The 25781-nt window shown below is 68.4% G+C and carries 21 protein-coding genes; 10 read left to right on the forward strand and 11 right to left on the reverse strand.

The window, feature by feature from the left end:
• Window positions 1–10: 10 nt before the first annotated feature.
• The 3 genes from C3942_RS08175 to rluD all read right to left on the reverse strand — a co-directional run bounded on the left by C3942_RS08175 (window position 11) and on the right by rluD (window position 4238).
• Complete coding sequence (locus C3942_RS08175; protein ID WP_104229882.1) at window positions 11–2302, reverse strand: DUF1302 domain-containing protein; 2292 nt, start codon at window positions 2300–2302, stop codon at window positions 11–13.
• A 218-nt stretch (window positions 2303–2520) separates the two neighbouring features.
• Entirely contained in the window at window positions 2521–3264 is a 744-nt protein-coding gene (gene pgeF, locus C3942_RS08180; protein WP_104229883.1) for a peptidoglycan editing factor PgeF, read from the reverse strand.
• Complete coding sequence (rluD, locus tag C3942_RS08185) at window positions 3261–4238, reverse strand: 23S rRNA pseudouridine(1911/1915/1917) synthase RluD (protein ID WP_207766014.1); 978 nt, start codon at window positions 4236–4238, stop codon at window positions 3261–3263. The genes pgeF and rluD overlap by 4 nt, the downstream gene beginning before the upstream one ends.
• Before the next feature lie 36 nt (window positions 4239–4274).
• On the opposite strand from rluD, the gene C3942_RS08190 reads away from it, so the two are divergent.
• Complete coding sequence (locus C3942_RS08190) at window positions 4275–5420, forward strand: outer membrane protein assembly factor BamD (RefSeq protein ID WP_104229884.1); 1146 nt, start codon at window positions 4275–4277, stop codon at window positions 5418–5420.
• A 15-nt stretch (window positions 5421–5435) separates the two neighbouring features.
• Here C3942_RS08190 and C3942_RS08195 read toward each other — a convergent pair whose 3' ends face one another.
• Complete coding sequence (locus C3942_RS08195) at window positions 5436–7052, reverse strand: NAD+ synthase (protein WP_104229885.1); 1617 nt, start codon at window positions 7050–7052, stop codon at window positions 5436–5438.
• A gap of 56 nt (window positions 7053–7108) precedes the next feature.
• Between C3942_RS08195 and C3942_RS08200 the strand changes: the two genes are divergently transcribed.
• On the forward strand, window positions 7109–7921 hold the full coding sequence (locus C3942_RS08200; protein WP_104229886.1) for a DODA-type extradiol aromatic ring-opening family dioxygenase: 813 nt from the start codon (window positions 7109–7111) through the stop codon (window positions 7919–7921).
• A 238-nt stretch (window positions 7922–8159) separates the two neighbouring features.
• Here C3942_RS08200 and sucD read toward each other — a convergent pair whose 3' ends face one another.
• Together sucD and sucC are read right to left on the reverse strand one after the other, a co-directional pair.
• Window positions 8160–9035, reverse strand: a complete 876-nt coding sequence (sucD, locus tag C3942_RS08205) for a succinate--CoA ligase subunit alpha (protein ID WP_104229887.1) — start codon at window positions 9033–9035, stop codon at window positions 8160–8162.
• Window positions 9036–9053: 18 nt separating this feature from the next.
• Window positions 9054–10220 carry an ADP-forming succinate--CoA ligase subunit beta gene (sucC, locus tag C3942_RS08210; protein WP_104229888.1) on the reverse strand — a complete coding sequence of 389 codons (1167 nt, stop codon included), beginning with the start codon at window positions 10218–10220 and terminating at the stop codon, window positions 9054–9056.
• 229 nt (window positions 10221–10449) lie between these two features.
• Between sucC and C3942_RS08215 the strand changes: the two genes are divergently transcribed.
• The 3 genes from C3942_RS08215 to C3942_RS08225 are packed head-to-tail and all read left to right on the forward strand — an operon-like array spanning window position 10450 to window position 13561.
• Window positions 10450–10650 (forward strand): hypothetical protein, encoded by a 201-nt coding sequence (locus C3942_RS08215; RefSeq protein WP_104229889.1) that lies wholly within the window; start codon window positions 10450–10452, stop codon window positions 10648–10650.
• Window positions 10647–12239 (forward strand): sensor histidine kinase, encoded by a 1593-nt coding sequence (locus C3942_RS08220; protein ID WP_104229890.1) that lies wholly within the window; start codon window positions 10647–10649, stop codon window positions 12237–12239. The genes C3942_RS08215 and C3942_RS08220 overlap by 4 nt, the downstream gene beginning before the upstream one ends.
• Window positions 12236–13561, forward strand: coding sequence for a sigma-54-dependent transcriptional regulator (locus C3942_RS08225; protein ID WP_104229891.1), 1326 nt, complete (start codon window positions 12236–12238; stop codon window positions 13559–13561). Before C3942_RS08220 ends, C3942_RS08225 begins: the two co-directional genes overlap by 4 nt.
• A 46-nt stretch (window positions 13562–13607) precedes the next feature.
• On the opposite strand, the gene C3942_RS08230 is transcribed toward C3942_RS08225, so the two are convergent.
• Window positions 13608–14228 carry a phosphoadenosine phosphosulfate reductase domain-containing protein gene (locus C3942_RS08230; RefSeq protein WP_207766015.1) on the reverse strand — a complete coding sequence of 207 codons (621 nt, stop codon included), beginning with the start codon at window positions 14226–14228 and terminating at the stop codon, window positions 13608–13610.
• Between the two features lie 84 nt (window positions 14229–14312).
• On the opposite strand from C3942_RS08230, the gene C3942_RS08235 reads away from it, so the two are divergent.
• The 5 genes from C3942_RS08235 to C3942_RS08255 all read left to right on the forward strand — a co-directional run bounded on the left by C3942_RS08235 (window position 14313) and on the right by C3942_RS08255 (window position 18508).
• Entirely contained in the window at window positions 14313–15209 is an 897-nt protein-coding gene (locus tag C3942_RS08235; protein ID WP_165797381.1) for an alpha/beta fold hydrolase, read from the forward strand.
• Window positions 15210–15268: 59 nt separating this feature from the next.
• Window positions 15269–16102: a UDP-2,3-diacylglucosamine diphosphatase gene (locus C3942_RS08240; protein ID WP_104229893.1), complete on the forward strand. Its 834-nt coding sequence runs from the start codon at window positions 15269–15271 to the stop codon at window positions 16100–16102.
• Between the two features lie 110 nt (window positions 16103–16212).
• The gene (locus C3942_RS08245; RefSeq protein WP_104229894.1) at window positions 16213–17391 is read left to right on the forward strand and encodes a vWA domain-containing protein; all 1179 of its coding nucleotides are present in this window, start codon (window positions 16213–16215) and stop codon (window positions 17389–17391) included.
• A gap of 41 nt (window positions 17392–17432) precedes the next feature.
• Complete coding sequence (locus C3942_RS08250; protein WP_104229895.1) at window positions 17433–17834, forward strand: MAPEG family protein; 402 nt, start codon at window positions 17433–17435, stop codon at window positions 17832–17834.
• Window positions 17831–18508: a SanA/YdcF family protein gene (locus C3942_RS08255; protein ID WP_104229896.1), complete on the forward strand. Its 678-nt coding sequence runs from the start codon at window positions 17831–17833 to the stop codon at window positions 18506–18508. The genes C3942_RS08250 and C3942_RS08255 overlap by 4 nt, the downstream gene beginning before the upstream one ends.
• A gap of 150 nt (window positions 18509–18658) precedes the next feature.
• Here the strand turns inward: C3942_RS08255 and C3942_RS08260 are convergent, their stop codons facing one another.
• The 4 genes from C3942_RS08260 to C3942_RS22640 form a co-directional block, all read right to left on the reverse strand.
• On the reverse strand, window positions 18659–20674 hold the full coding sequence (locus tag C3942_RS08260; protein WP_104229897.1) for an APC family permease: 2016 nt from the start codon (window positions 20672–20674) through the stop codon (window positions 18659–18661).
• A gap of 140 nt (window positions 20675–20814) precedes the next feature.
• Window positions 20815–22413 (reverse strand): GMC family oxidoreductase, encoded by a 1599-nt coding sequence (locus tag C3942_RS08265; protein ID WP_104229898.1) that lies wholly within the window; start codon window positions 22411–22413, stop codon window positions 20815–20817.
• A gap of 12 nt (window positions 22414–22425) precedes the next feature.
• A complete protein-coding gene (locus tag C3942_RS08270; RefSeq protein WP_133164273.1) occupies window positions 22426–22980 on the reverse strand; it encodes a hypothetical protein in 555 nt (184 codons plus the stop codon).
• Window positions 22981–23058: 78 nt separating this feature from the next.
• Window positions 23059–25692: a DUF1302 domain-containing protein gene (locus C3942_RS22640; RefSeq protein WP_243393545.1), complete on the reverse strand. Its 2634-nt coding sequence runs from the start codon at window positions 25690–25692 to the stop codon at window positions 23059–23061.
• Window positions 25693–25781 lie beyond the last annotated feature (89 nt).

Consider the following 25781-nt stretch of genomic DNA (forward strand, 5'->3'; position numbering starts at 1 on the left):
GCGAGCCCTTTTAGAACTGGTAGCCCAGCGAGAGCATCAGGTTGTCGCGGTCGCGCAGGGCGTCGCGGTCGTCGCCACCGGTGAACCAGGTGTAGCGGACCTCGCCGTTCCAGGTCGCCAGGTAGTCGAAGCGTACGCCGGAGATGATCTGCATGCGGCCCTCGACGAAGTTCTGGCCCAGGCCCGGCGCGGTGCCCTCCACGTCGTGGAACAGCGCGTTCAGGAACTCCAGGTTGACGTTGGCGAAGGCGTCGTCGAAGCGGGTCAGCGTGACGAGGCGGTAGCCGTAGGAGTACTCCGTGCCGAAGTTCTGCTTCTTCTGCGCAGTGGGGTTCTGGCGCAGGTTCGGGTCGGTGGTGCTGGAGCGGGGATCGCTGGGGTCGCTGCGGATGTCGACCGGGTTGATGCCCGTGCTGCCGTCGGCGCCGCCGCTGATGTGGGTATCCACGCCGCCGCCCTGGAACTGCAGCTCGGACAGCTTGGGCATGTCCAGCACGTGGGTCATGCCCAGTTCCAGCAGCAGGGTGACCTGCGAAGCCCTCAGCCAGTTGTCGCCGCCGATGGTCTTCAGGAAGGTGGTGCCGAGCTGGCCGACCTTCATGCGCTCGTAGCCTCGGATGTAGTCTCCGGGGTTCACCGTAATGCCGCGGTACTGCGTGATGAAGTCCGGCACGGCCGTGCGCCGGCCAGGCAGGGTGGCGATGGGCTCGAGGCTGAAGTCGTCCTCCGGGAAGGCGGGCTGCAGTGCCGCGAAGATCAGGTCCGTGGTGTGGATCTGCAGCGGCAGGTTCTCTCGGAAGGCGTACTCGCCCGACCAAGCCACATCGCCCAGCGTGGTGTTGAAGGAGATGCCCCAGAGACGGATGTCCTCGGGGTACTCCACCACCAGGCGCATCGTGTCCAGCGGCAGGCCGTCACGCGGGGCAGCGACGGTATTGCCGCCGAGGTTCTGCAGGGGCACGCCGCAATCGGCAAGCAGCGAGGTCACGTTGCCGGGCAAGGCGGCGAACTGTGACAGGACGTTCTGCCCAAGTAGTCCGGTCAGCAGATTGGTGACGGTGTTCAGCAGACCCGACACCGGCGTCACGCCCGTACCCAGGCAAGTGGCGTCCGCCGCCAGCGCCGACACGCTCGGCACGCGGCTGTGGTAGTTGGCGTGGTACAGACCGACCTCGGTGCCGTTGTTGACGTCCTCCAGGAAGAAGCGCAAAGCCGCGCCGTACTGGCCTCCGTCGTCCGGGCGGCGGCGGCGCTCTTCGTCGAAGTCGCGCAGGATCGTGCGGCTGGAGGTCGAGCCCAGGATCGCCGCAGGGTCATCCGAACTGCGCCAGGGCTCGTAGAGCTGTTCCGGGTCTTCCGGCGCCTTGCCGAAGGACAGCATGGCATAAGTGCCGCCGTCGCCGAGGATGTCGGAGCTGGAGAAGAAGCTGCCGACCGGATCGATGCGGATCGGCTTCCACTCGTACTGGTAGAAGGTTTCCAGGTTGATGCCCTCGACCACTTCCAGGTTCAGCGTCACCATGCCGGTGGGCTGGAACAGCTCCTTCACGTCGAAGCCCGGCAGGCGCAGCAGGGCCTGGTTGGGCGGGTTGATGCTGTTGAGGCTGTTCAGAGCCAGGAAGCCGCTCTCGCCCCAGTTGATCACCTGGTTGCCGACCTTGATCGCGGCTTGGCGCTCGCCGATCTCGAAGGTGCGGCTGACGAAGTAGTCCAGGAACTGGAACTTGTTGCCGATGCGGGCCTCGCCGGCCTCGGAGAAGGGCGTCTTGGCGAGCTGGGCCGTGGTGTCCGGATGCTCGACGTCGTAGTCCGAGTAGTTGGCGTCGTAGAAATACAGGCTGCGGGCGAAGACGTTGAAGTCGTAGAGGTTGAAGCTCAGGTCCGTCGTCAGCTTGGCGGTGGCGTGGACCCAGTCGCCCTTGTCGAAGTTCAGGTTGCCGTTGTCGCCGTTGGGGCTGGAGGCGCCCGGTTGCGTCAGGTAGTAGTTGTTGCGGTTGCCGAACTGCGCGTCCTCCACAGTGCCGGAACAGGTGTCCCCGGCGTAGGTCCGCGAGTCGCTGTTGTAGGGATCGGGCGAGGTGCGGCGCACGCAGACGCCCGGGTTCAGGTTGCTGCGGCCGACCAGGCTGTTGTCGCGCTCCTGCATGCGCAGGACGCCGCCGATGGAGATCAGGTTGTCGATCTTGATCTCGGTATCGCCGATGTCGAACTCGAAGGCCATGGCCGGCTGGGCGGCCAGCAGGCCGGCGGCAATGGCAATGGGCTGCAGCAGGAACGGCTTGCGCTGGTGTACCGCTTTCATGGTGTCTCCCCGTGTCGCACCGACGGCCCGCAGGACTGCGGACCGGACTTCATTGGTCTCAAGTGGCGTCGCACCCGCGACCCTTTCCGGCGCCGGCGCTCGAGCGCCTTCTAGGCCGGCCGCGCGCCGCAGCAGGGCGCGCGAGGTCGTTGGTTTCTTTGTGGTTATTTAACCGTGCCCTCCCCGGCGGCGCAATCCGCGGGGGGCAGAAAAATGACCTAAGAGCCGATCCAGATCAGGCTGGCCATGCGTCCGCAGACCGGCTCGCGGCGGAAGGAGAAGAAGCGCCGTGCGTCCTCCACGGTGCAGAGGCCGCCGCCATGGATGCGCTCGACTCCGGCGCGGCGCAGGCGCAGACGGGCCAGGGCGTAGAGATCGGCCTGCAGTTTGCCCGGCCGGCCGGGCCTGAAGCAGGCGGCCGCATCGGCATCCTGCGCGACGAAGGCTTCGCGCACCTCCGGCCCCACCTCGAAGGACGCCGGGCCGATCGCCGCGCCCATCCAGGCCAGCAGCCGTCCCGGCGGCCGCTGCAAGGCCGCCACGGTCGCCTCCAGCACGCCGCCCGCCAGGCCGCGCCAGCCGGCATGGGCCGCGGCCACGGCGCTGCCATCCTCGGCGCAGAACAGCACCGGCAGGCAGTCGGCCGTCAGCACCACGCAGACCTGCCCCCGCCCTTCGGCGACGCCGGCATCGGCGCTGGGCAGGCCGGCGGCCGGAGCCCTGGCCACGGCGCAGCCATGCACCTGGTTGAGCCAGGCCGGCTCCGCCGGCAGCGCCAGCGACTCGCGCAGCAGCGCCCGGTTGCGCGCCACCGCCGCCGGGTCGTCGCCGCAATGGGAGGCCAGGTTGAAGCCGCCATAGGGCCCCTGGCTGCTGCCGCCCAGGCGCGTGGTCTGCAGCGCCCGCACCCCCGGCGGCGCCGGCCAGTCCGCATGCAGGAAGGCTTCCGGCGGCAGCGTCATTGCTCCACCCGCAGCATCTCGAGCAGGCCCTGCATGTCGGCCGGGGGCTCGCAGGTCCAGCCGATGCGCTTGCCGGTCTTGGGGTGCTCCAGCTCCAGCTCGCGGGCATGCAGGGCCTGGCGCGGGAACCCCTTGAGGGTTTCGCGCAGGCGCTCGCTCATGCCGGAGCCGCGCACCACGTCGCCGCCGTAGAGCGTGTCGCCGACGATGGGGTGGCGCAGGTGGGACAGGTGCACGCGGATCTGGTGCGTGCGGCCGGTTTCCAGCTTCAGGCGCAGGTGGGTGTGGCCAGGGAAGCGCTCCTGCACCCGGTAATGGGTCACCGCCTCGCGGCCGCGCAGGCCCTCCACCACCGCCATCTTCACCCGCTCGCGGGGGTGGCGGCCGATCGGCAGGTCGATGGTGGCGCCGGCGATCAGGGTGCCGTGGACCACCGCGTCGTACTCGCGGCGGAAGTCGCGGCGGCCGATGTCGGCCACCAGCTTGGCATGGGCCGCCAGGTCCAGGGCCACCACCAGCAGGCCGGAGGTGTCCTTGTCCAGGCGGTGGACGATGCCGGCGCGCGGCACCCCGGCGGTCTGGGGGAAATGATGCAGCAGCGCATTCTGCAGCGTGCCGTCGCGCTGGCCGGCCCCCGGGTGCACGGTCAGGCCGGCCGGCTTGCGGATCACCGCGATGTGCTTGTCGGCATGGGCGATGTCCAGGGGGATGTCCTGGGGCTGCACCGTGGTGTCCTGGGGAGGCACGGCGTCCAGTTCCAGGGCATCGCCGGCGACCACCGGCTGGCGCCCCCGGGTCACGGTTTCGCCGTTGACCCGCAGCCGCCCCTCCTCGATCCAGCCCTGCAGGCGGGAGCGGGAGAACGGGTCGAACAGGCGGGCACAGGCCGCGTCCAGGCGGCTGCCGGCCAGGTCCTGGGGAACCGTGGCGGTCAGCAGGAGGTCTTCTTCATCGGCCAGATCGGATGCGGTCATCGGCTATACTCGGGACATCACAGGATTCACTCTTCCATGAAGCTCAAAATCACGCTCGTGGCGGCCTTGCTGGTCGCCGGCTGCAGCTCCGACCCGAACCGGCTGCCGCCCACCAACCCCTTCAAGCCCGAGCAGCGCAGCGCACGTGAGATGCGGCTGGAAGCCGGCCAATTGTACAAGGCTGCGCGCGAATCCCTGGACACCAGCGATTACAGCACCGCGATCGAGCGCTACGACCGCCTGATGCAGCGCTTCCCCTTCTCCGAGTACGCCACCCAGTCGCAGCTCGAGAAGATCTACGCCCAGTACCGCAACTACGACCACGACTCCGCCCTGGCCGGTGCCGAGCGCTTCCTGCGCGAACACCCCCGCCACGGCGGCGCCGCCTACGTGCAGTACATCAAGGGCCTGGCCAACTTCGACCGCGAGGAAGGCCTGTCGGACATGCTGGGCCTGGACGCCACCCAGAAGGACATGGGCTACTCGCGCCGCTCCTTCGACGATTTCGGCCTGCTGGTGCAGAAGTACCCCGGCAGCCCCTACGCCGCCGATGCCCGCCAGCGCATGATCTTCCTGCGCAACCGCATCGCCGAGAGCGAGATGCATGCCGTGCGCTTCTACATGAAGCGCGGCGCCTACATCGCAGCCGCCAAGCGCAGCGAGCAGATCATCGCCCAGTATCCCGGCGCCCCGGCCGCGATGGAGGCCCTGCAGACCATGGAGCAGAGCTACCGCGCCCTGGACCTGACGCCGCAGGCCGACGAGGCCGCCGCCCTGCTGGCCGCCAACCGCGAGCGCCCGGCGCCCGTGGCTCCGCTGCCGGTCAAGGTCCAGCCCGCCACGGTCGTGCCGACGACCGAGGTGGAGCCGGAAAAGAAGGGCAACGGATGGAGCATCGAACTGGGCGGCAAGCCCCTCTACCGCGGCGGCGACAGCGATGCGGCGGCAGCGGCGGAGGCTCCGGCCAAGTCGGCACCCGCGGACGCGGCGCCCGCCGCCGCGACCCAGGCGCCCGCGCAGAAGAAGGGCTTCTTCACCGTGGAGCTCGAGGGTGAAGAAGTGATCGGCCCCGAGGCCGACGCACGCCGCGCGAAGAAGGCGGCCGAGGCCGGCGCTCCGGCCGATGCCCAGGCCGGGACCTCGCCCGCCCCCCAGCCGCCGCCGCCCCCTGCACAGCCCTGAGCTTGCCGCGGCGCCTCAGATGTCGCCGTAGACGGCGGTCAGCGGATAGCGCCGCTCGCGCCCGAAGGCGCAGCGCGTCACCTTGGGCCCCGGCGGCGCCTGGCGGCGCTTGTACTCCGAGCGCCGCACCAGCGAGGCCACGCGCTTGACCGTTGCCTCCTCGAAGCCCAGCCCGACGATTTCGGGGATCGACAGCTGCCGCTCCACGTAGGCTTCCAGGATCGGGTCCAGGACCTCGTAGGGCGGCAATGAATCCGAATCCTTCTGGTCCGGCCGCAGCTCGGCGCTGGGCGGACGCACGATGACGCGCTCCGGGATGACCGGCGAGCGGGTGTTGCGCCAGCGGGCCAGGCGGAACACCAGGGTCTTGTAGACATCCTTGATCGGCGCGAAGCCGCCGCACATGTCGCCGTAGAGCGTGGCATAGCCCACCGCCATCTCGCTCTTGTTGCCCGTGGTCAGCACGACGTTGCCGAACTTGTTGGACAGCGCCATCAGCAGGATGCCGCGCGAGCGCGATTGCAGGTTCTCCTCGGTCAGGTCCACCGGCTTGCCGGCAAAGGTCTGGGCCAGCGTCTCGTTGAAGGCCTTGAAGGCCGGTTCGATCGGCAGCACCGAATAGCGGATGCCCATGGCCTCGGCCTGGATGCGCGCATCGTCGTTGGACATGTCCAGGGTGTAGCGCGAGGGCATCGACACCCCCCAGACCCGCTCCGGCCCCAGCGCATCGGCGGCGATCGCGGCCACCAGCGCGGAATCGATGCCGCCGGACAGGCCCACCAGCGCGCCGGGGAAGCCATTGCGGTTGACGTAGTCGCGCACCGACTGCACCAACGCCTCGTAGACCACCTGCTCCAGCGGCAGGTCCGGACGGCGCGGCGCCTGCTCGAAGCGTCCGCCGTCCAGGGTGACCCCGTAGACGCCTTCCTCGAACAGCGGCGCCTCGAAGGCCAGCGAGCCGTCGGCGCGCAGCACCATGGAGTCGCCGTCGAACACCACGTCGTCCTGGCCGCCGACGCAGTTCACGTACAGGATCGGCAGGCCGGTCTCGGCCACCCGCGTGTCCAGCACGCGGCGCCGCTCGCCGGTCTTGCCGGCGTGGTAGGGCGAGGCATTGATGTTGATCAGCAGTTCGGCACCGGCATCGCGCGCCTGTGCCGCCGGCTGCGTCAGCCAGATGTCCTCGCAGATGGTCAGGCCGATGCGGCGCCCGCCCAGCTCGAACACGCAGGGCGAGTGGCCCGGGCGGAAATGGCGGCGCTCGTCGAACACGCCGTAGTTGGGAAGCTGCTGCTTGCGGTAGCGGTGCTGGATGACGCCGTCGCGGATCACGTAGGCGGCGTTGTAGATCAGGCCGTCGGCGTACTCCGGCAGGCCCACCACCAGGGTGATGCCGCGCACCTCCGCCAGCAGGCGGTTGACGCCTTCCTCGATCACGCGCGGCATCGCCGAGCGCAGCAGCAGGTCGTCCGGCGGATAACCCAGCAGCGACAGTTCCGGACAGGCCAGCAGGTCGGCACCGAGCTCATCCCTCGCCCGCGCGCTCGCGGCGATGATCTTCTCGACGTTGCCCTCGACATCGCCGACCCAGAGGTTCAGCTGGGCGAGCGCGAATTTCAGTTGTTGCGGCATGCGGCGATTATCACGGAAAACCGCCCGGGCAACATGTCTCGCCCTATCATGGTGCAATGAACACACCCCGCCAGCCCACCCTCTTCCTGCCCCACGGTGGCGGCCCCTGCTTCTTCATGGACTGGGACCCGCCGGATTTCTGGAACCACCTGGGCGACCGGCTGCGTGCGCTGCCCGGCCTGCTGCCGGCGCCGCCCAGGGCCCTGCTGGTGGTTTCGGCGCACTGGGAAACCCCGCTGCCGACCGTCACCTCCGGCATCCGCCCACCGCTGATCTACGACTACGGCGGCTTCCCGCCGCATACCTATCGGCTCCAGTGGCCCGCCCCCGGCGACCCGGCCCTGGCCCAGCGGGTCCAGGAGCTGCTGGCCGGAGCCGGCATCGCCAGCGCCGCCGACCCGCAGCGAGGCTACGACCACGGCGTGTTCGTGCCGCTGCTGCTGGCGTATCCGCAGGCGCAGATTCCCACCGTGCAGCTGTCGCTGCGCGGCAGCCTGGATGCCGCCGAGCACCTCGCCATCGGCCGCGCGCTGGCGCCGCTGCGCGACGAGGGCGTGCTGATCCTGGGCAGCGGCTTCAGCTACCACAACCTGCGCGCCATGATCGGCGGCGCGGTGCCGGACGTGGCGGGCTCGTCGAAGCGCTTCGACGACTGGCTGACGGCGGCGGCGGAGACGCCGGACCCGGCCGAACGCGAACGCCTGCTCGCCGGCTGGGCCGGCGCGCCGGATGCACGCGCCTGTCATCCGCGGGAGGAGCACCTGATCCCGCTGATGGTGGCGGCGGGGGCGGCGGCGGGTGACGCAGGGACGCGGTGCTATCACCACCTGCTGGGGGAGGTGACGCATTCGGGGTACCGGTTCGGCTAGCCAGACAACGCCCTCTCCCCGTTTACGGGGAGAGGGCGGCGCGGAACGAAAAAGGCCCGCTTGCGCGGGTGATCGGCCGCGCTTTGGCGATGACCAAATGTCATCGCCTGCGGCAGGTCACGGGCGGCCATGGATGGCCGCCCTGGAGTTCAATGGGCGAACTGAAGCCTCGCCATGGATGGCATCACCAACGAAGAAGGCCCGCTTGCGCGGGCCTTCTTCTTCACAACGGCAAGCCTTACTTCAGCAGCGACAGCATCGCCGCGCCGAGGTCGGCCGGGGAGCGCACGGTCTTCACGCCCGCGGCTTCCAGCGCCTTGAACTTCTCGTCGGCCGTACCCTTGCCGCCGGAGATGATGGCGCCGGCGTGGCCCATGCGCTTGCCCGGAGGCGCGGTGACGCCCGCGATGTAGGCGACCACCGGCTTCTTCACGTGGCCCTTGATGTACTCGGCCGCTTCCTCTTCGGAGGAACCGCCGATCTCGCCGACCATGATGATGCCCTCGGTCGCCGGGTCCTTCTCGAACAGCTCGATGACCTCGATGAAGCCAAGGCCACGCACCGGGTCGCCGCCGATGCCGACGCAGGTCGACTGGCCCAGGCCGTTCTGGGTGGTCTGGTGCACGGTTTCGTAGGTCAGCGTGCCGGAGCGCGACACGATGCCGATCTTGCCCGGCTTGTGGATGTGGCCCGGCATGATGCCGATCTTGCACTCGCCCGGGGTGATGACGCCGGGGCAGTTGGGGCCGATCAGCACGCTGCCCGGGTACTGCGAGCGCAGCGTGGCCTTGACCTTGATCATGTCGTTCACCGGGATGCCTTCGGTGATGCAGATGATGACCTTGATGCCGGCGTCGGCGGCCTCCAGGATCGCGTCGGCCGCGAACGGCGCCGGCACGTAGATCATGGTGGCGTCGGCGCCGGTGCCGGCGACGGCGTCATGGCAGGTGTCGAACACCGGCAGGTTCAGGTGCTGGCTGCCGCCGCGGCCCGGGGTGACGCCGCCCACCAGCTTGGTGCCGTAGGCAATCGCCTGTTCGGAGTGGAAGGTGCCCTGCTTGCCGGTGAAGCCCTGGCAGATGACCTTGGTTGCTTTGTTGATCAGGATGCTCATGAGGGGATTTCCGGCGGATTAGGCAGACTTGGCGAGCGCGACGACGGTCTTGGCCGCCTCGGTGAGATCGCTCACGGGGGTGATCTTGAGGCCGCTGGCATTCAGCATGTCGCGGCCCTTCTCCATGTTGGTGCCCTGCAGGCGCGCCACCACGGGAATTTTCAGACCAGTCTGCTTGCAGGCCTGGATGATGCCCTCGGCAATCAGATCGCAGCGGACGATGCCGCCGAAGATGTTGATGAAGATCGCCTTGACCTCGGGCGAACGGGTGATCAGCTTGAAGGCCTCGGTGACCTTCTCGGCCGTGGTGCCGCCGCCGACGTCGAGGAAGTTGGCCGGCTTGCCGCCGTGCAGCTTGACGATGTCCATGGTGGCCATGGCCAGGCCCGCACCGTTGACCATGCAGCCGATGTCGCCGCCCAGGGTCACGTAGTTCAGGTCGAACTTGCTGGCCTCGCGCTCGGCCTCGTCCTCCTGCGAGGGATCGCGCATGCCGGCGATCTCCTTCTGGCGGTACAGGGCGTTGGTGTCGAAGTTCAGCTTGGCGTCGAGGGCCATGACGTTGCCCTCGGTGGTGACGATCAGCGGGTTCACTTCCACCATGCTGGCGTCGCACTCGGTGGCGATGCGGTAGAGGCCCTGCATGATCTTGGTGAACTGGTCGACCTGTTCCTTGGTCAGGTCCATGAAGAAGCCCAGCTCGCGCGCCTGGTAGGGCTGCAGGCCGGCGGCCGGATGCACGAAGATGCGCTTGATCTTCTCCGGCGTGTGCTCGGCAACTTCCTCGATGTCCATGCCACCGGCAGCGGAAGCCATGAACACGATGCGCTCGCGGGAGCGATCCACCAGGCCGGCGACATAGAGCTCGCGGGCGATGCCCGAGGGCTTCTCGACCCAGACGGAGTTGATCGGCAGGCCCGCCGCGTCGGTCTGCTTGGTGACCAGGCGCTGGCCCAGCATCTTCTTGGCGGCTTCCTCGACGGCGTCGAAGCCCTCGACCAGCTTCACGCCGCCGGCCTTGCCGCGGCCGCCGGCGTGGACCTGCGCCTTGACGACGAACTTCTCGCCGCCCAGTTGCTTGGCGGCTGCACGGGCCTGCTCGGGGCTGGCTGCCAACTGGCCCTGCGGGACCGGAATCCCGTAGCGCGCGAAAATTTCCTTGGACTGATACTCGTGCAGATTCATGCAGATCCCCGTAGAGGATGGAGGTGGGCGGTCAAACCAAAGGGCCGCGCATTCTCGCGCAGCGATTCCACGAAGGCAAAACACCATTTGGACGAGGCGAGGCGCTTCCCGGTGGGCAGTATGTGATTAATGGTCAAACATTATTATTTATTGCGATGATTAACTCTCATTCGAGTTGCCTGGCGGCGCGCTGTCCTACAATGCCCGCCCACCTCTTCGAGCGGTGCCGATGATCGTCCGCCTGCTTTTGCTTGCCGCCCTGGCCTGGATCGCCTGGCGCCTGTTCCAGTACTTCGTGCGCTCGCAGCCGCTGCAGCGGCCGCCGCAGCAGGAGCAGTTCGAGCCGATGGAACGCTGCCAGAAGTGCGGGACCTACCTGCCGGCCAAGGCCCTGTCGCGCGACGGACGCTGCGGCCGCTGCAGCGAATGACGGCGGAGAGCTCCGCTCCGCGTCCCGAAGACTGGCGCGTCCTCTCCGCGCTGGGACTCTATCGCCTGTCGCTGGTGAGCCTGCTGCTGGTGCTGCACCAGAGCGGCTTCGGCGCCAACTTCTTCCAGCAGTTCCACAGCGACAGCTTCCGGCTGGCCTGCTACAGCTACGCCATCCTGGCGCTGTTCCTGCTGCTGCTGGTGGTCTACCGCTCGCCGCGCCTGCAGGTGCAGGCCCACGTGCATTTCGCCGGCGACCTGGCCATGGTCACCTGGCTGGTCTATGCCACCGGCGGCGTCCCCGAGGGCCTGGGCGTGCTGCTGCTGACGCCGATCATCGGCTGCAGCCTGATCCTGACCCCGCGCATGGCGGTGCTGCAGGCCGCCATCGCCACGCTGACCATGTTCGGCGAAGAGACCATCCGCCAGCTGCAGCAGCTGCGCTTCGATGCCTCGGACTACACCCAGACCGGCGTGCTGGGCCTGATGCTGTTCGCCATCAACATGGCCGCCAACACCGTGGCCCAGCGCGCCCGCCGCAGCGAGGCCATCGCCGAGCGCGTCGGCAGCGAGTTCGCCAACCTGTCGCGCCTCAACGAGAGCATCATCGAGGCCATGCAGACCGGCGTGCTGGTGGTGGACGCCGGGCGGCGCATCCGCACCGTCAATGCCGCGGCGCGGCGCCTGCTGGGCCGCAGCCCCGGCATCGGCCGCCTGCTGTCCGAGGATCTTCCCCGCCTGGAGCAGCAGCTGCGCCTGTGGCAGGACAACGACCCCGGCGCGCTGCAGCCCTTCAGCGAGAATCCGCACGGCCAGGAACTGCTGCTGCGCTTCACCCGCCTCGGCTGGGGCGCCCAGGCGCCGGTGCTGGTCCTGATCGACAGCGCCGGCCAGCTGCGCGAGCAGGCGCAGCAGATGAAGCTGGCGGCGCTCGGACGCCTGTCGGCCAGCATCGCCCACGAGATCCGCAACCCGCTCTCGGCGATCACCCACGCCGGCCAGCTGCTGGCCGAGTCCAGCGAGATCCAGGGCGAGAACCAGCGCCTTCTGGGCATGATCCAGCGCCATTCCGGGCGCATCGACAAGATCGTGCGCGACGTGCTGGAGCTGTCGCGCCGCGACGATGCGCGCCAGGAGACCCTGGTGCTGCGCGACTGGCTGCAGCGCACCATCGCGGTCTACCAGGAGGGCTATCCGCAGTCCTCCCGAGCCCTGGACCTGCTCGACGTGCCGGCCAGCCTGCAGGTGCGCTTCGACCCGGGCCACCTGCAGCAGGTGCTGTTCAACCTCTGGGACAACAGTTTCGAGCACGGCGCCGCCGCCGGCGGGCCGCCGCGCGTGCTGATGCATGCCGAGCGGCTGGACAATGGCCGCATCTACCTGGAGATCGCCGACAACGGTCCCGGCATCTCCCAGGACCTGTCCGACAAGGTGTTCGAGCCGTTCTTCACCACCCACAGCGCGGGAACCGGCCTGGGCCTGTACCTGGCGCGTGAAATCTGCGAATACAATCACTCGCGGCTGCAACTCGTGCCGCAGACCCGGGGTGCCTGTTTCCGCATCCTGTTTTCGATGGAACCGCGAGAATGAAAGGCGCTGCCGCACTGATCGTCGATGACGAAGCCGATATCCGGGAACTGGTGGAGATCACGCTGTCCCGCATGGGGCTGAAGACGCGCTCCGCCGCCAGCCTGCAGGACGCCCGCCGCCTGCTGAGCGAGCAGTCCTTCGACTTCTGCATCACCGACATGCGCCTGCCCGACGGCAACGGCATCAGCCTGGTGCAGCACATCCAGAAGCACCACCCGCAGACGCCGGTGGCGGTGATCACCGCCTACGGCAGCTCGCAGGCGGCGGTGGAGAGCCTCAAGGCCGGGGCCTTCGACTTCGTCTCCAAGCCGGTGGACCTGCAGTCGCTGCGCAAGCTGGTGGACGCGGCGCTGAAGCTGCGCGGGCGCGACGACAGGGCCGCCAGCGACGACGGCGGCCTGCTCGGCGAGCACGACAGCGTGCGCCAGCTGCGCGGCATGATCGACCGCCTTGCCCGCAGCCAGGCCCCGGTGCACATCGCCGGCGAATCCGGCACCGGCAAGGAACTGGTGGCGCGGCTGATCCACAGCCGCGGCCCGCGCGCCGGCGGCCCCTTCGTACCGGTCAACTGCGGCGCCATTCCCTCTGAGCTGATGGAAAGCGAGTTCTTCGGCCACCTCAAGGGCAGCTTCACCGGTGCCCTCAAGGACAAGCCGGGCCTGTTCCAGGCGGCGGAGGGCGGCACGCTGTTCCTGGACGAGGTCGCCGACCTGCCGCTGCACATGCAGGTCAAGCTGCTGCGCGCATTGCAGGAGCGGGCCGTGCGCCCGGTCGGCAGCGAGGCGGAGGTGCCGGTCAACGTGCGCATCACCTCGGCCACCCACAAGAACCTGGCCGAGCTGGTGGCGCGCGGCGCCTTCCGCCAGGACCTGTTCTACCGCCTCAACGTCATCGAGGTGCGCACGCCGCCGCTGCGCGAGCGCGCCCAGGACATCCCCCTGCTGGCCGACCACATCCTGGCGCGCCTGGCGCGCGACATCGCCCTGCCCGGCCGCCCCACGCTGGACGCCGAGGCCCGCAAGGCGCTGCAGGGCTACCCCTTCCCCGGCAACGTGCGCGAGCTGGAGAACATCCTGGAGCGCGCCATCACGCTCTGCGACGGGGAGCAGATCACCGCCCTGGACCTGCAGCTGCGCCAGCTGCCCGGCTCGGATGCCGGCCCGGCCGGCGGCGCGCTGGAAGACCAGATGGAAGACATCGAGCGCAAGGCCATCCAGGACGCGCTGGAGAAGGCGCGCTTCAACAAGACCAAGGCGGCGGAGCTGCTGGGGATGTCGTTCCGCTCGCTGCGCTACCGCATCAAGAAGCTCGGGATCGAATGATTTCTTCCCTCTGCCGCATGCGGGAGAGGGAAGAGGTCGCTGAGCATCACGCGGTCTGCAGGCCGCACTCGCGCTTGTCGTCGCCCTTGGTCGGATCGTAGTAGTCGAGGTTGTCCGGCAGCCCGTGCTGCTTGAGGTACTGCCACAGCTCCCTGGAGCTCCAGTGCAGGATCGGCGCCACCTTGATCACCCCGCGGCTGTCCAGCGACACCGGGTCCATGCCGGCGCGGTGCGCCGTATCGCCGCTGCGCACGCCGGTGATCCAGATCTTCGGCTGCAGCTCGCGCAGCGCGCGGCGGAAGGGCTCCAGCTTCACCTCCTCGGTGAAGCGGTCGTGTTCCGGCGTGTCCAGGGCGGGAACCTGGGCACCGTCCACTGCCTCGCGGTGGGCGCGCGAGCGCAGCGGCTGGTAGATCAGTCGGCGCAGCTTGAGCTGCTCGGTGACCTGGTCGGCGAACTGGTAGGTGGCCGCCGTGTTGTAGCCGTTGTCCATCCAGACCACCGGGATATCGGGCCGCTGGCGCGTCACCAGATGCAGGATGGCGGCGGAGAAGGGCCGGAAGTTGCTGGTGATGATGGCGCCCGGATCCTGGGCCAGCGCCCAGGCGATCAGCCCCTCGGGGTCGCGCCCCAGGTCGCGGTTGACGGCTTGCAGGTCCAGGCTCATGTGCAGCTCCAGCGGAAATTCGACAGTAAGACCATCCATTATAAGCGGCCGTGCCAGAATCAAGGCCGAATGCGCAAAGACCCTATGGATATCACTTCCGCTGCTAAGGACTACGGCAGCCTGGCCCTCACCGAGGACCGCCGCCCCGGCCAGCCCACCTGGCGCGGACGCCGCGCCCCGGGCCCGGAGCCCACCCTGCACTTCCTGCACGGCAACGGCTTCTGCGGCGGCGTCTACTGGCCGTTCCTGCGGGGCTTCCTGCCCCGCCACGGCCTGTTCTGCAGCGATATCGAGGGCCACGGGGCCAGCGAGGCGCCCGCAGCCTTCTCGGGCGTGGCGGCCGTCTTGGAGCGCGCCCGGGCGGTGATCGCCGCCCAGGGGCTGGACCGGGGCCCGCTGGTGGGCATCGGCCACAGCTTCGGCGGCGCCCTGACCCTGCGCCTGGCGGCCGAGCATCCGGGCCTGTTCCGCGCCGTGGTGCTGCTGGACCCCATCGTCATGCCCGGCCCCATGTGGGCCGCGGTGCGCCTCGGCAGCTTCGTCGGGCGCCATCCGATGGCGGCGGGCGCGCGCCGCCGCCGCGAGCGCTGGCCGAGCCGCGCCGAGGCACTGGCGCGCCTGCAGGGCCGCGGCATCTATGCCGGCTGGACGGCGGAGGCGATGCAGGCCTTCGTGGACCATGCCCTGCGCCCCAGCGGTCAGGGCGAGGAAGTGGAACTGGCCTGCCCGCGCGAGATCGAGGCCCAGATCTTCGAGCAGCCGGTCTGGCCCTGGCGCGCCTTCCGCCGCCTGCAGTGCCCGGCCCTGTTCGTCAGCGGCCAGTCCAGCTACGGCTTCTTCCCCTGGGCAAGGCGGGTGACGCAGCGCCTCGCTCCCCGGGTCGAGTTCCTGACCCTGCCCGGGGGCCATTGCTTCATGCAGGAGGACCCGGCCGGCACCCATGCCGTGGTGGCCGACTTCCTGCGCCGCCAGGGGCTCTGACACAAAAGCGTCATCTCCCTGTCATCTTCGCTTCAAGCCTCCGGCGCAAGCTGAGACGCATGAAAAAGGATGACGCGAACAACGAGGCCAAGACCCACTACCGCACGATCTGGATCTCCGACGTGCACCTGGGCACGGCCGGCTGCAAGGCCGACCACCTGGTCGACTTCCTGAAGGCGCACACCTGCGACACCCTGTACCTGGTCGGCGACATCGTCGACGGCTGGAAGCTCTCCGGCGGCTGGTTCTGGCCGCAGGAGCACACCAACGTGGTCCGCAAGATCCTGACCAAGGCCAAGCGCGACACGCAGGTGGTCTACATCACGGGCAACCACGACGAGTTCCTGCGCAAGTTCGTCGACTACCGCCTGGAGATCGGCAACATGCGCCTGGCCAACGAGGCGGTGCACATCACCGCCGACGGGCGCCGCCTGCTGGTCATCCACGGCGACTTCTTCGACGTCATCACCCGCTACCACAAGTGGATCGCGATGGCCGGCGACGCGCTGTACGAAGGCACCATGCGCTTCAACTACTGGTTCAACCGCGGCCGTTCGCTGCTGGGCATGCGCTACTGGTCGCTGTCGGCCTTCGCCAAGCAGCACGTCAAGACCGCGGTCAACGTCGTCTCCACCTTCGAGGAATCCCTGGCGCACGAATGCCGCCGCCGCAAGCTCGACGGCGTGGTCTGCGGCCACATCCACCACGCCGAGGCGCGCAGGATCGACGGCGTCGACTACTACAATTGTGGCGACTGGGTGGAGAGCTGCACCGCCCTGGCCGAAGACCAGAACGGCCAGATCCACATCCTGCGCTGGGTGCAGCTGGACCACCTGAACCAGGCCTCGCCCAAGGTCACCCCGCTGCGCAAGCCGGTCCCGGCCGCGGCCTGAGGCTCCCGGCGCCTCCCGCACCCGCTCCAGGGCGGGTAATCCCGCGTTTTTCCTGCGCCCCGGCCCTAGCCGCTAGAATGTCGGACAACGCCGACACGGTAGGGCTTCCCATGCTGTTCTCGTTCTTCTTCGCACTGCGCGCCGCCGGGCTCAAGTCCAGCCTCAGCGAGTTCCTCACGCTGCTCGAGGCCCTGTCCAAGAACGTCGCGATCTTCTCGCTGGACGACTTCTACTTCCTGGCCCGCACCTCGCTGGTCAAGGACGAGTCGCAGTTCGACCGCTTCGACCGCGCCTTCGCCGCCTACTTCAAGGGCATCGAGGCCCTGACCGGCGAGCTGTTCGCCAGCGTGCCCGAGGAGTGGCTGCGCCTGCAGGCCCAGAAGCTGCTGACCGACGAGGAGAAGGCCAAGATCGAAGCGCTGGGCGGCCTGGACAAGCTCATGGAGGTGCTCAAGCAGCGCCTGGAGGAGCAGAAGGAGCGCCACGAGGGCGGCAACAAGTGGATCGGCACCGGCGGCACCTCGCCCTTCGGCAACGGCGGCTACAATCCCGAGGGCGTGCGCATCGGCGGCCAGGGCGGCGGCAAGACCGCGGTCAAGGTCTGGGAGAAGCGCGAATTCCGCAACCTGGACGACACGATCGAGCTGGGCACCCGCAACATCAAGGTGGCGCTGCGCCGCCTGCGCCGCTTCGCCCGCGAGGGTTCGCCCGACGTGCTGGACCTGGACGACACCATCCGCTCCACCGCTCGCAACGCCGGCTACCTCGACATCAAGATGGTGCCGGAGCGCCACAACGCGGTGAAGGTGCTGCTGTTCCTCGACGTGGGCGGCTCCATGGACCCGCACGTGCGCGTCTGCGAGGAACTGTTCTCGGCCGCCAAGACCGAGTTCAAGCACCTGGAGTACTTCTACTTCCACAATTTCATCTACGAGACGGTGTGGAAGGACAACAGCCGCCGCCACGGCGAGCGCATCCCGCTCTACGACATCCTTCACAAGTACACGCCCGACTACAAGGTGATCTTCGTCGGCGACGCCACCATGAGCCCCTACGAGATCGTCCAGCCCGGCGGCAGCGTCGAGCACTGGAACGAGGAGGCCGGCGCGCAGTGGTTCAAGCGCGTGATGGATGTCTTCCCGCACCTGATCTGGCTGAACCCCGAGAACCCGCAGTACTGGGAGCATACCCAGTCCGTGCAGATCACCCAGGAGCTCCTCGGCCGGGAGCGCATGTTCCCCATGACCCTCTCCGGCCTGGAGCAGGGCATGAAGAAGCTGGCCCACTGAACCACGCTGTCCATCACCATCGATAAACTGAGGGGAGAACCATGTCTGCACTCGTCGCACTGATCGGCTTCACCGCCTGGACCCTGCTGCTCGTCTTCCTGGCCGTCAACTGGCGCGGCATCGAAATCCTGCGCGGCGTCAAGGCAGATTCCTGGACCCGCGGCGCGGAACGCGAGCGCCCGAGCTTGGTCAAACGCCTCGAACATGCCCATTTCAACTGCCTGGAAAACCTGCCCGTGTTCGCCGCCATCGTCCTGGCGGGCTATGCCATGGGCAAGGCGCCGGTGGTCGACGCCCTGGGCTGCGCCGTGCTCGCCGCCCGCATCGGCCAGAGCGTGGTCCACCTCATCGGCGTCTCGCACTGGCTGGTCATGCTGCGGGCGGCCTTCTACCTGGCCCAGATCCTGATGTTCTTCTACATGATGTGGGGCCTGGTCGCTTGAAGCCATCCACCCGACGCCGCGTCCGCCGCTGGTCCTGGAGCCTGCTCTGGACCTTCCTGCTGGTGATCCTGCTGGGCAACCGCTGGGTCATCAACAGCAGCGACGGCTACATCACCGACAAGTGGGCGCTGCTGCCGGACAACGACGTGGGGCTGGTGCTCGGCACCAGCCCCTTCCTCGCCTCGGGCAAGACCAGCCCGGCCTTCCAGGGCCGCATCGACGCGGCCGCCGAGCTGTACCGCGTCGGCAAGGTCAAGCACCTGATCGTCAGCGGCGCCAACCCCGACGAGACCTACAACGAGCCGCGCGCCATGCGCAAGGCGCTGATGCAGGCCGGCGTGCCGGAAGAGGCCATCACGATGGACTTCGCCGGCTTCCGCACCTTCGACTCCGTGGTGCGCGCCAAGCAGGTGTTCAAGCTGTCGCGCATGACCATCATCACGCAGAAGTACCACAGCTATCGCGCCGTGTTCATCGCGCGCAAGTTCGACATCCCGGCCTACGGTTTCATCGCGCCCGCCAACGCCGACGGCCGTCCGGGCAACCGCCACCCGATGCGCGAGATCTTCGCCCGCGTCGGCGCCATCCTCGACATCTTCGTGCTCAACACCCAGCCCCGGTTCCTCGGCGAGCCCGAGGCGGTCCCGCTGGCGCCGGAGGCGGAAGGCGCCTGAGGGCACCGTCTCCAGGAACGAAAGACCCGCCCTCCGGCGGGCTTTTTTTCGCAGCCCCCACAGGCGCCGGGACAGCTCGGCGCGGCCGCGCCGGACTAGGGCCTGTTAACACTACGGCCGTCGCTGCGACAGCCGTAGTGTTAACAGGCCCTAGCGCGACGTGCTGAAACGCTCGCGGTTGTCCTGGGGGATCTCGGGCACGCGCAGCGGCACGATCACCAGCTCCTTGCCGCGCAGGCTGAGCTGGCGCTGCATGGCCAGCGGCATCTGGTTGTGCAGGAAGCGCGTGACCGTGTGGTCGTGCTCGAACATCAGCTGGCTGGCGAAGCAGAGGCTGTCGGGATACTCGTCCAGCACCTGTTCCAGCAGCGCCGAAAGCTCCTGGAGGGGATCGTTGCCGTAGGCCTGGTAGCTGGCCGCGCGCAGGCCGCGGCTGGCGCAATAGCTGGTGAGGTAGCGCAGGGAGTTGTCGATGCGCACCTGCAGCGACTTGATCGCCCCGCCGCCGTCGAAACTCTGCTTGTCCACCTCGCCCACCGAGACGAACAGGTAGTTGCGGAAGCGTTCGGGGAACTGCTTGCGCGCCCATTCCAGCATCACCATGGCGGCGCCGCGGTTGTTGCCGACCAGGAACACCGCGGTGGGAGCCGTCTTGTCCTCGGGCGGATTCTCGGCGTCGATGTCCCAGGTCGGGCGCGGCGCGAAGTGGTTCTCGATCAGCGCCATCTGCCGCGCCACGCCCTCGTAGTGGCGATGGATCATCAGCCCCAGGCCCGCGACGCTGCCGGTGATCAGCAGCGTCACCCAGCCGCCGTGGGCGAATTTCTCCACCAGCGTCACCAGCAGGATGAAGGCGCAGACCGTGAATCCCAGGGCCGACAGCAGGAAGGAGCGCAGCCAGGGCTGCATGAAGCGGCGCTGGTCCAGCCAGTGGCGGCAGAGGCCGGCCATGGCCAGCGTGAAGGTGATGAACACGTTGATCGAGTACAGCACCACCAGCAGGTGCACGCTGCCGCGGCTCCACAGCAGCACGGCCAGCGCGGCGGCCCCCATCAGCAGCACGCCGTTCTGCGTCACCAGCCGGCTGGACAGCTGGCGGAACTGGCGCGGCACCCAGCGGTCGGCCGCCATGTTGGCCAGCACCGCGGGGCCGCCGAGGAAGCCGGTGTTGGCGCCCACGAACAGCAGGCAGGCTTCCAGCACCAGCACGCCCACCAGCAGGGCATGCGACAGGCCGGGATCGGCAAAGCCGAAGCTGTCGATGATCATGCCGAAGGTCACGGCGTTGAGGGTCTGGCCGTGGACCGGCTCGACCTCCCAGAGCAGGTACAGCAGCAGGATGCCGGACGCGACGAAGGCCAGCGACAAGGCCATGTAGAGCATCGTCAGGTGGCCGGTGCGCACGCGCGGCTCGGCCAGGATGTTGACGTTGTTCGACACCGCCTCCAGGCCGGTATAGGTGCCACCGCCGAGCGAGTAGGCCTTGAGCAGCAGCGCGATCGTGAAAAGCCAGCCCGCGGTGCCGGCCAGCTCATGGGTTTCCTGCACCGTCTGGGTGAACAGGGTGTCCAGCACCTCGACATGGGCGTAGATGCCGTAGACGATCAGGAACAGGTGCGAGACGAAGAAGCCGAGGAACAGCGGCAGCAGCACGCGGATCGATTCCTTCATGCCGCGCAGGTTGAGTCCCAGCAGCAGCAGCAACGCGAACGCCTGAGCCGCCAGCTTCCAGCCCAGCCATTGCGGCGGCAGGAAGCTGAAGATCGCATCCACGCCGGCGGCGACGGAGATGGTGATGGTCAGCACGTAGTCGATGATCAGCGCCGAGCCGGACACCAGTCCGGCGTAGGGACCGATCAGCTTGGTGGCCGCCTTGTAGCCGCCGCCCCCCGAGGGAAACAGCTCGATCACCTGGTTGTAGGCCAGCGCGATCACGAACACCGTGATGGCGGTGGCGATCACCAGCCAGAGGCCAAGGTGGGAATGCTCGCCGAGCGCCCGGAAGGCTTCCTCGGGACCATAGGCGCTGGACGACAGGCCGTCCGCACCCAGGCCCACCCAGGCCAGGAAGGCCACCAGGGCGAGGCTGTGACGCGTGCGGGGATCCAGCGGGTCGAGCGGTCGCCCGACCAGGATGCGGCCCAGACCCTGGAAGAAATGCTTCATGCCGGCTCCGGCGCGGCGGCTGGCCCGGGAGCGGGCACGTTCACGGCCGAAGACGGCGCGAGATTACTCCTCCCGCCGACCGGCGTCAGCGTTGACAGGCGGCGCGGTTTTGGACAGTGAAAAGGCGCGCCCCGGGAATCTCAGCCCTTGGCCAATTCTCCCGCCAGCCGCGTCGCATGCTTGGCCACCAGCCCGTAGATCGAAAGCTGCGGGTTGGCGCCGATGCTGGTCGGGAACAGCGAGCCGTCGAGCACATGCAGGTTCTCCAACTGGTGGTGCCGGCCGTGGCTGTCGGTGACGCTGGTCTTGGGATCGCCGCCCATGGCGCAGCCGCCCATCAGGTGCGCGCTGAACAGGCCGGTACGGAACTTCACCATGCGCAGCGTCTCGACGTGGCGCAGGGCGTCGCCGGCGTTGCCGGCCCAGCGCGCGTCCAGGTGCACCTGGCGCACGCGCCGGGCGCCGGCGGCGAACTGCAGCTCCGCCATGCGCCGGTAGGCCTCGCGCATGCCCTGCCAGAGGTACTCGCTGAAATCGTAGTCCAGCAGCGGCTCGCCGGCGTCGTCGATCCGCACGCGGCCACCGGGCGACTCCTCGACGAAGCCGTCGCGCAGCAGCGCCAGCGCGGCGTTGAGCTGCGGCAGGTGGCCCACCTCGTCCTTCAGCTCCGCACCAAAGCGGCCGAACATGGTGGACAGCAGCGCCGGCATCATCGGCGGCACTTCCAGCTTGAAGCCGCAGGCGCCGGTGGCGCCCTGCTTCCACTGGAAGTGATCGCTGGCGATGGACTGCGGCGCGCCGTAGTAGCCATCCACCTTCTGCGGCATCTCGGCGATGCTCAGCACCACCGGGTGCACGCAGGTGCGCAGGCCGAGCTGGCCGTGCGGATCGGGCGCGGCGCTGCGCAGCAGCAGCGCCGGCGTGTTGATGGCGCCGCCGGACAGCACATAGTGGCGCGCGCGGACCGTCACGCGCACGCCGCTGGGCGCGAGGGCGTCGGGCTTGAGCGCCCGCGCCTCCAGGCCGGCGACGCGTCCGCCCTCGAAGCGCAGCGCCTGCACGCGCAGGTGGTGCACCAGTTCCGCGCCCTGGCGCAGCGACTGCGGGATGGTGGTCACCAGCATCGACTGCTTGGCGTTGGTCGGACAGCCCGTGCCGCAGTAGCCGAGGTTCCAGCAGCCGCGCACGTTTCGCGGGATCACATGCCATTCCCAGTCCAGCTTCGCCGCGCCGTCACGCAGCACGGCGTTGTTGGCATTGGGTGGCATGCCCCAGGGCGCCACGCCGAGCTGTTCCTCCATGCGCTGGAACCAGGGGGCGAGGTCCTGCTCCGAGGCCTCGCGCACGCCGTGCCGGGTAGCCCAGTGCTTCAGCGTTTCCGGCGGCGTGCGGAAACTGGAGGTCCAGTTGACCGTGGTGGTGCCGCCTACGGCACGGCCCTGCAGGATCTGCAGCGCGCCATCGGAGCTGGAGCGGCCGGCGCCCTCCTGGTAGAGCGTGGCGTAGGCGCGCGCCTCGTTCATGTCGCGGAAGTCGCGCGCGGTCTGCAGCGGCCCCTCCTCCAGGATCAGGACACGCAGGCCGGCCGCACTGAGGATCTGCGCGGCCGTGCCGCCGCCGGCGCCGCTGCCGACGATGGCCACGTCGGCTTCGAGCACCTGGTCCGCGGTGAAGGTGGAAGCGTCGCGTACCTTCCAGCCGCCCGCGATGCCGTCGGTATAGAGATCGTTGATCGCCATGCCCTGCCCCCTTCAGCGATTCAGCGATTCGTAGGCCCAGGCCAGCGGCCCGGGATAGCCCATCTGCGCCCAGCCTTCCGGCTGGGTGTAGTGCGCCGTGCAGCAGAGCTTGTTGAAGGCCAGGTAGCCGGCGTTGAACAGGCCCACGCGGCTGTCGCGCCAGCGCTCCAGGAAGGCCGCCACCTGCTGCGGCGTGGCCTCGCGCCAGGGCTCCGCGATGCCGGTGGCAAGCCAGCGCGCCGGCCGCAGATGCAACAGGTCGAACAGCTTGAACACCTCGCGCTGCGCCGGGGCACCCAGGCGCAGCACCGCGTCGTCGATACGCGCCAGGTGGCCGTCGAGCGGCGCCGCGGCGGGCAGGCTGCCGGCCAGCATCACCGGCAGCAGGGCGCGGAACAGTTCCACGTCGGCGTCGCGCAGGCGGCGCAGGCCGGCCGCGGCCGCATGGTCGCGGCGCGAACAGCCGGCCAGGCCGGCGCCCAGGCTGGACACCGTCAGCACGGTGCCGGCGGCCAGGCCCAGCTTCAGCAGGGAGCGCCGGCTCAGCGGCGCGGAGGATTCGGGCATCGGAGTCTGCATAATTGAACGATCGTATTATTCTAGCCAAAAAGAAGCGGGGCAGCCGTCCGGCACGCCCCGCCGGGGTCAGAACTGGAACTTGACGAAGGCCTGCGCGGTATCGCGATCCTTGTTGAGGTTGTAGACGCCGCCGCCGAAATTCCAGGTGTAGCCGACGTTGAACGAGAACGACGACTTGTAGCGGGTCTCGATGGTGATGTTGGCCTGCTTGCGGCCTTCCACGAAGTTGCCGGCCAGGCCCGGGGCCGTGCCCTTCACGTCATGCTTCCACACGATCTGCGGCGCCAGGCTGATGCCGGGCAGCACCGACTCGTAGCGGATCAGGCTGATGATCACGTAGCCCCAGGACAGCTTGTCCGGGAAGCCCTTGAGCGACTGCTGGTGCGGATTGAAGCGCAGGCCGTCGGGGCCGATCACGCAGGCGGGGTTGGTGGAGCAGGCCTGTGCCGAGCCGTCGGCACCCGAGCCGTCGGCGCCCGCGCTGGCGTGCAGGTAGGTGCCCGGCGCCTCCAGCTGGAGAACGTCCAGGTCCGGCATGCCCGGCACCCAGGTGGCGCCGGTCTCGAACAGCATCAGCACCTGGTCGGCGCCGATCGGGTTGTCGGTGGCGCCCGCGACATAGGTGCCGCCGAGGTTGAACTGGTAGGTGTCGAACTCTTCCCAGCCGCGGATATAGCCCGGGTTGCGGCTGTTGAGGGGCGCGTTGCGGTCGCTGCCCGCGTTGGTGCCGATGATCTGGCCGCGGTACGGGATCAGGAAGGACGGGAACGAACGGCCGGACCCGGTCATGTGGCCCACCAGCAGGTCGTAGGTGTCGCAGTTGCCGGCGACGCGGCAGTTGGCATTGGCGTCACTGCCCGGATAGAAGCCGATGCTGCCATCCGGGAAGGTGCCGACGCCGCCCAGCTGGTTGATGTTGACGCCGGCGTTCTGCAGCTGGCCGAGCAGCAGGTTCAGCGACTGCGCCAGCTGGCTGCCCACCGGAATCTGGCCGATCAGGTCGGTGATCTCGCCGAGGAAGCCGCCGGTGCCGGCGCAACTCACGATCGTGCCGCAGTTGGAGAGCGTCGGGCCGAAAGCCGAGAAGACCACGTCCTCCAGGTCCACCTGCAGGGGCTCGTCGGGGCGGTAGGCCACTTCACCCTGGATGGAGAAGTCGCCCAGCGTCGTGTTGAAGCTGAGGCCGAACATCTTCTGGTCCTCGGGGTACTCCAGCTGGATGCGCAGGGAATCGAAGTTGACCGCGCTGCCGATGTTGGGGCGGCCGTCGTCGCCATTCTGGATGCTGTCCGGGCCGCCATAGCCCGGCAGCGGCGCCGCCAGCAGCGGAATGCCCGGACAGGCCAGCAGGAATTCCACGGTGTTGGTGGTGTTCTTGCTGCAGGCCTCGGTTACCGAATAGGCGCTGACGATGGGCAGGCGCGAGTGGTAATTGGCAAAGTAGAGGCCGATCTCCGTGCCGGCGTTGAGCCACTCGGCGAAATACTTGAGCGAGGCCCCGTACTGACCTCCGTCATCCGGATTCTTGTCGCGCAGGCGGTAACCGGTGGTGGAGGTGTTGGTCAGGCCCGACAGCGGATTGTCCAGCAGGCGCGCCAGCTGGTTGGGATCGTCCGCGGCCTGGCCGAAGCTGATGTTGAAGTAGTCCACGGCGTTGTAGCTGCCCAGGTCCACGAAGGAATAGAACGAGCCCGCCGCGGGAATCTCCACCGGCACCCACTCGTACTGGTAGAAGGCCTCCAGCGTGGTGTTCTCGAAGGGCTCCATCGAGACATAGGCCATGCCCACCGGCTGGAACACTTCCTCCACCTGGAAGCCGGTGCGGTAGAAATTGTTGGCGTTGATCGGGTTGATGGTGTTGAGGGAGCTGAACACCAGCAGCGTGGACTCGCCCCAGTTCAAGTTCTGGCGGCCGATCTTGAAGGTCAGCTGCTTGTCGTCCCAGAGCGGCAGCTGGCCATAGAAGTAAGCGTCGAGCAACTGCAGGTCGGTGCCGATCTGGCGCAGCGTCTCGCCGTCGCTGCGCTTCTGGCGCACCTGGCCGCCGGGGCCGTAGAGCACGTAGCAGGGACCCACGCCGCCCATGGATTCGCGGCCCGGCGGACAGGGACGCGAATCGTTGCGCGGCAGCAGCAGCGGATCGGTGCCGGCGCCCACGGCGTTGCCCACCTGCAGGTAGTTGTCCTGCGTGATGGCGTTGGGCTTGTTCTCGGTGAAGTCGTTGTTGACGAAGTCGTAGAAGTACAGGCCCTTCACGAATACGCCGAAGTCGCCCATCGACAACGTGAAGTCCTGGGTGATCTTCAGCGGTGCCTGCGTCAGGTCGCCCTTGCCGTAGTTGAGGTTGCCGTCGTCGTTGTTGATCGAGTACTGGCCCGGGAACTGCGACAGCCGCTCGGCGGGGAAGACCTGGTCCTTGAACAGACCCTGGCAGGACTGATAAAGCGTGCGCCCGTTGTCCGGGTTGCGGCCGCAGAGGCCTGAATTCAGGTTGGACTTGCCGACCAGGTCCGCGCTGCGGTCCTCCGTGCGCCAGGAGGCGCCGGCGGTGATCGTGGTGTTGAGCACGCCCTCGATCTGCTCGCCGTCCTCGCCCCAGGGCAAGGTGAAGCTGATGGCGCTGGCAGCGCCCGACCAGGCCCATACCGCAAGGACAGCAAACGCCTTCAGGCAGCGTTCGCCACGGCGCGCAATCGTCATTCCCATTGTTCTCCCCCGTCGCTTGGGTCTGGCCGGCATGGGCGCCGGCCGCTGGCTGAAGCCTTCGCAGTGGCCGGCCTTGCAGCCCG

The sequence above is a fragment of the Solimonas fluminis genome (assembly GCF_002930645.1).
Classification (GTDB): domain Bacteria; phylum Pseudomonadota; class Gammaproteobacteria; order Nevskiales; family Nevskiaceae; genus Solimonas_A; species Solimonas_A fluminis.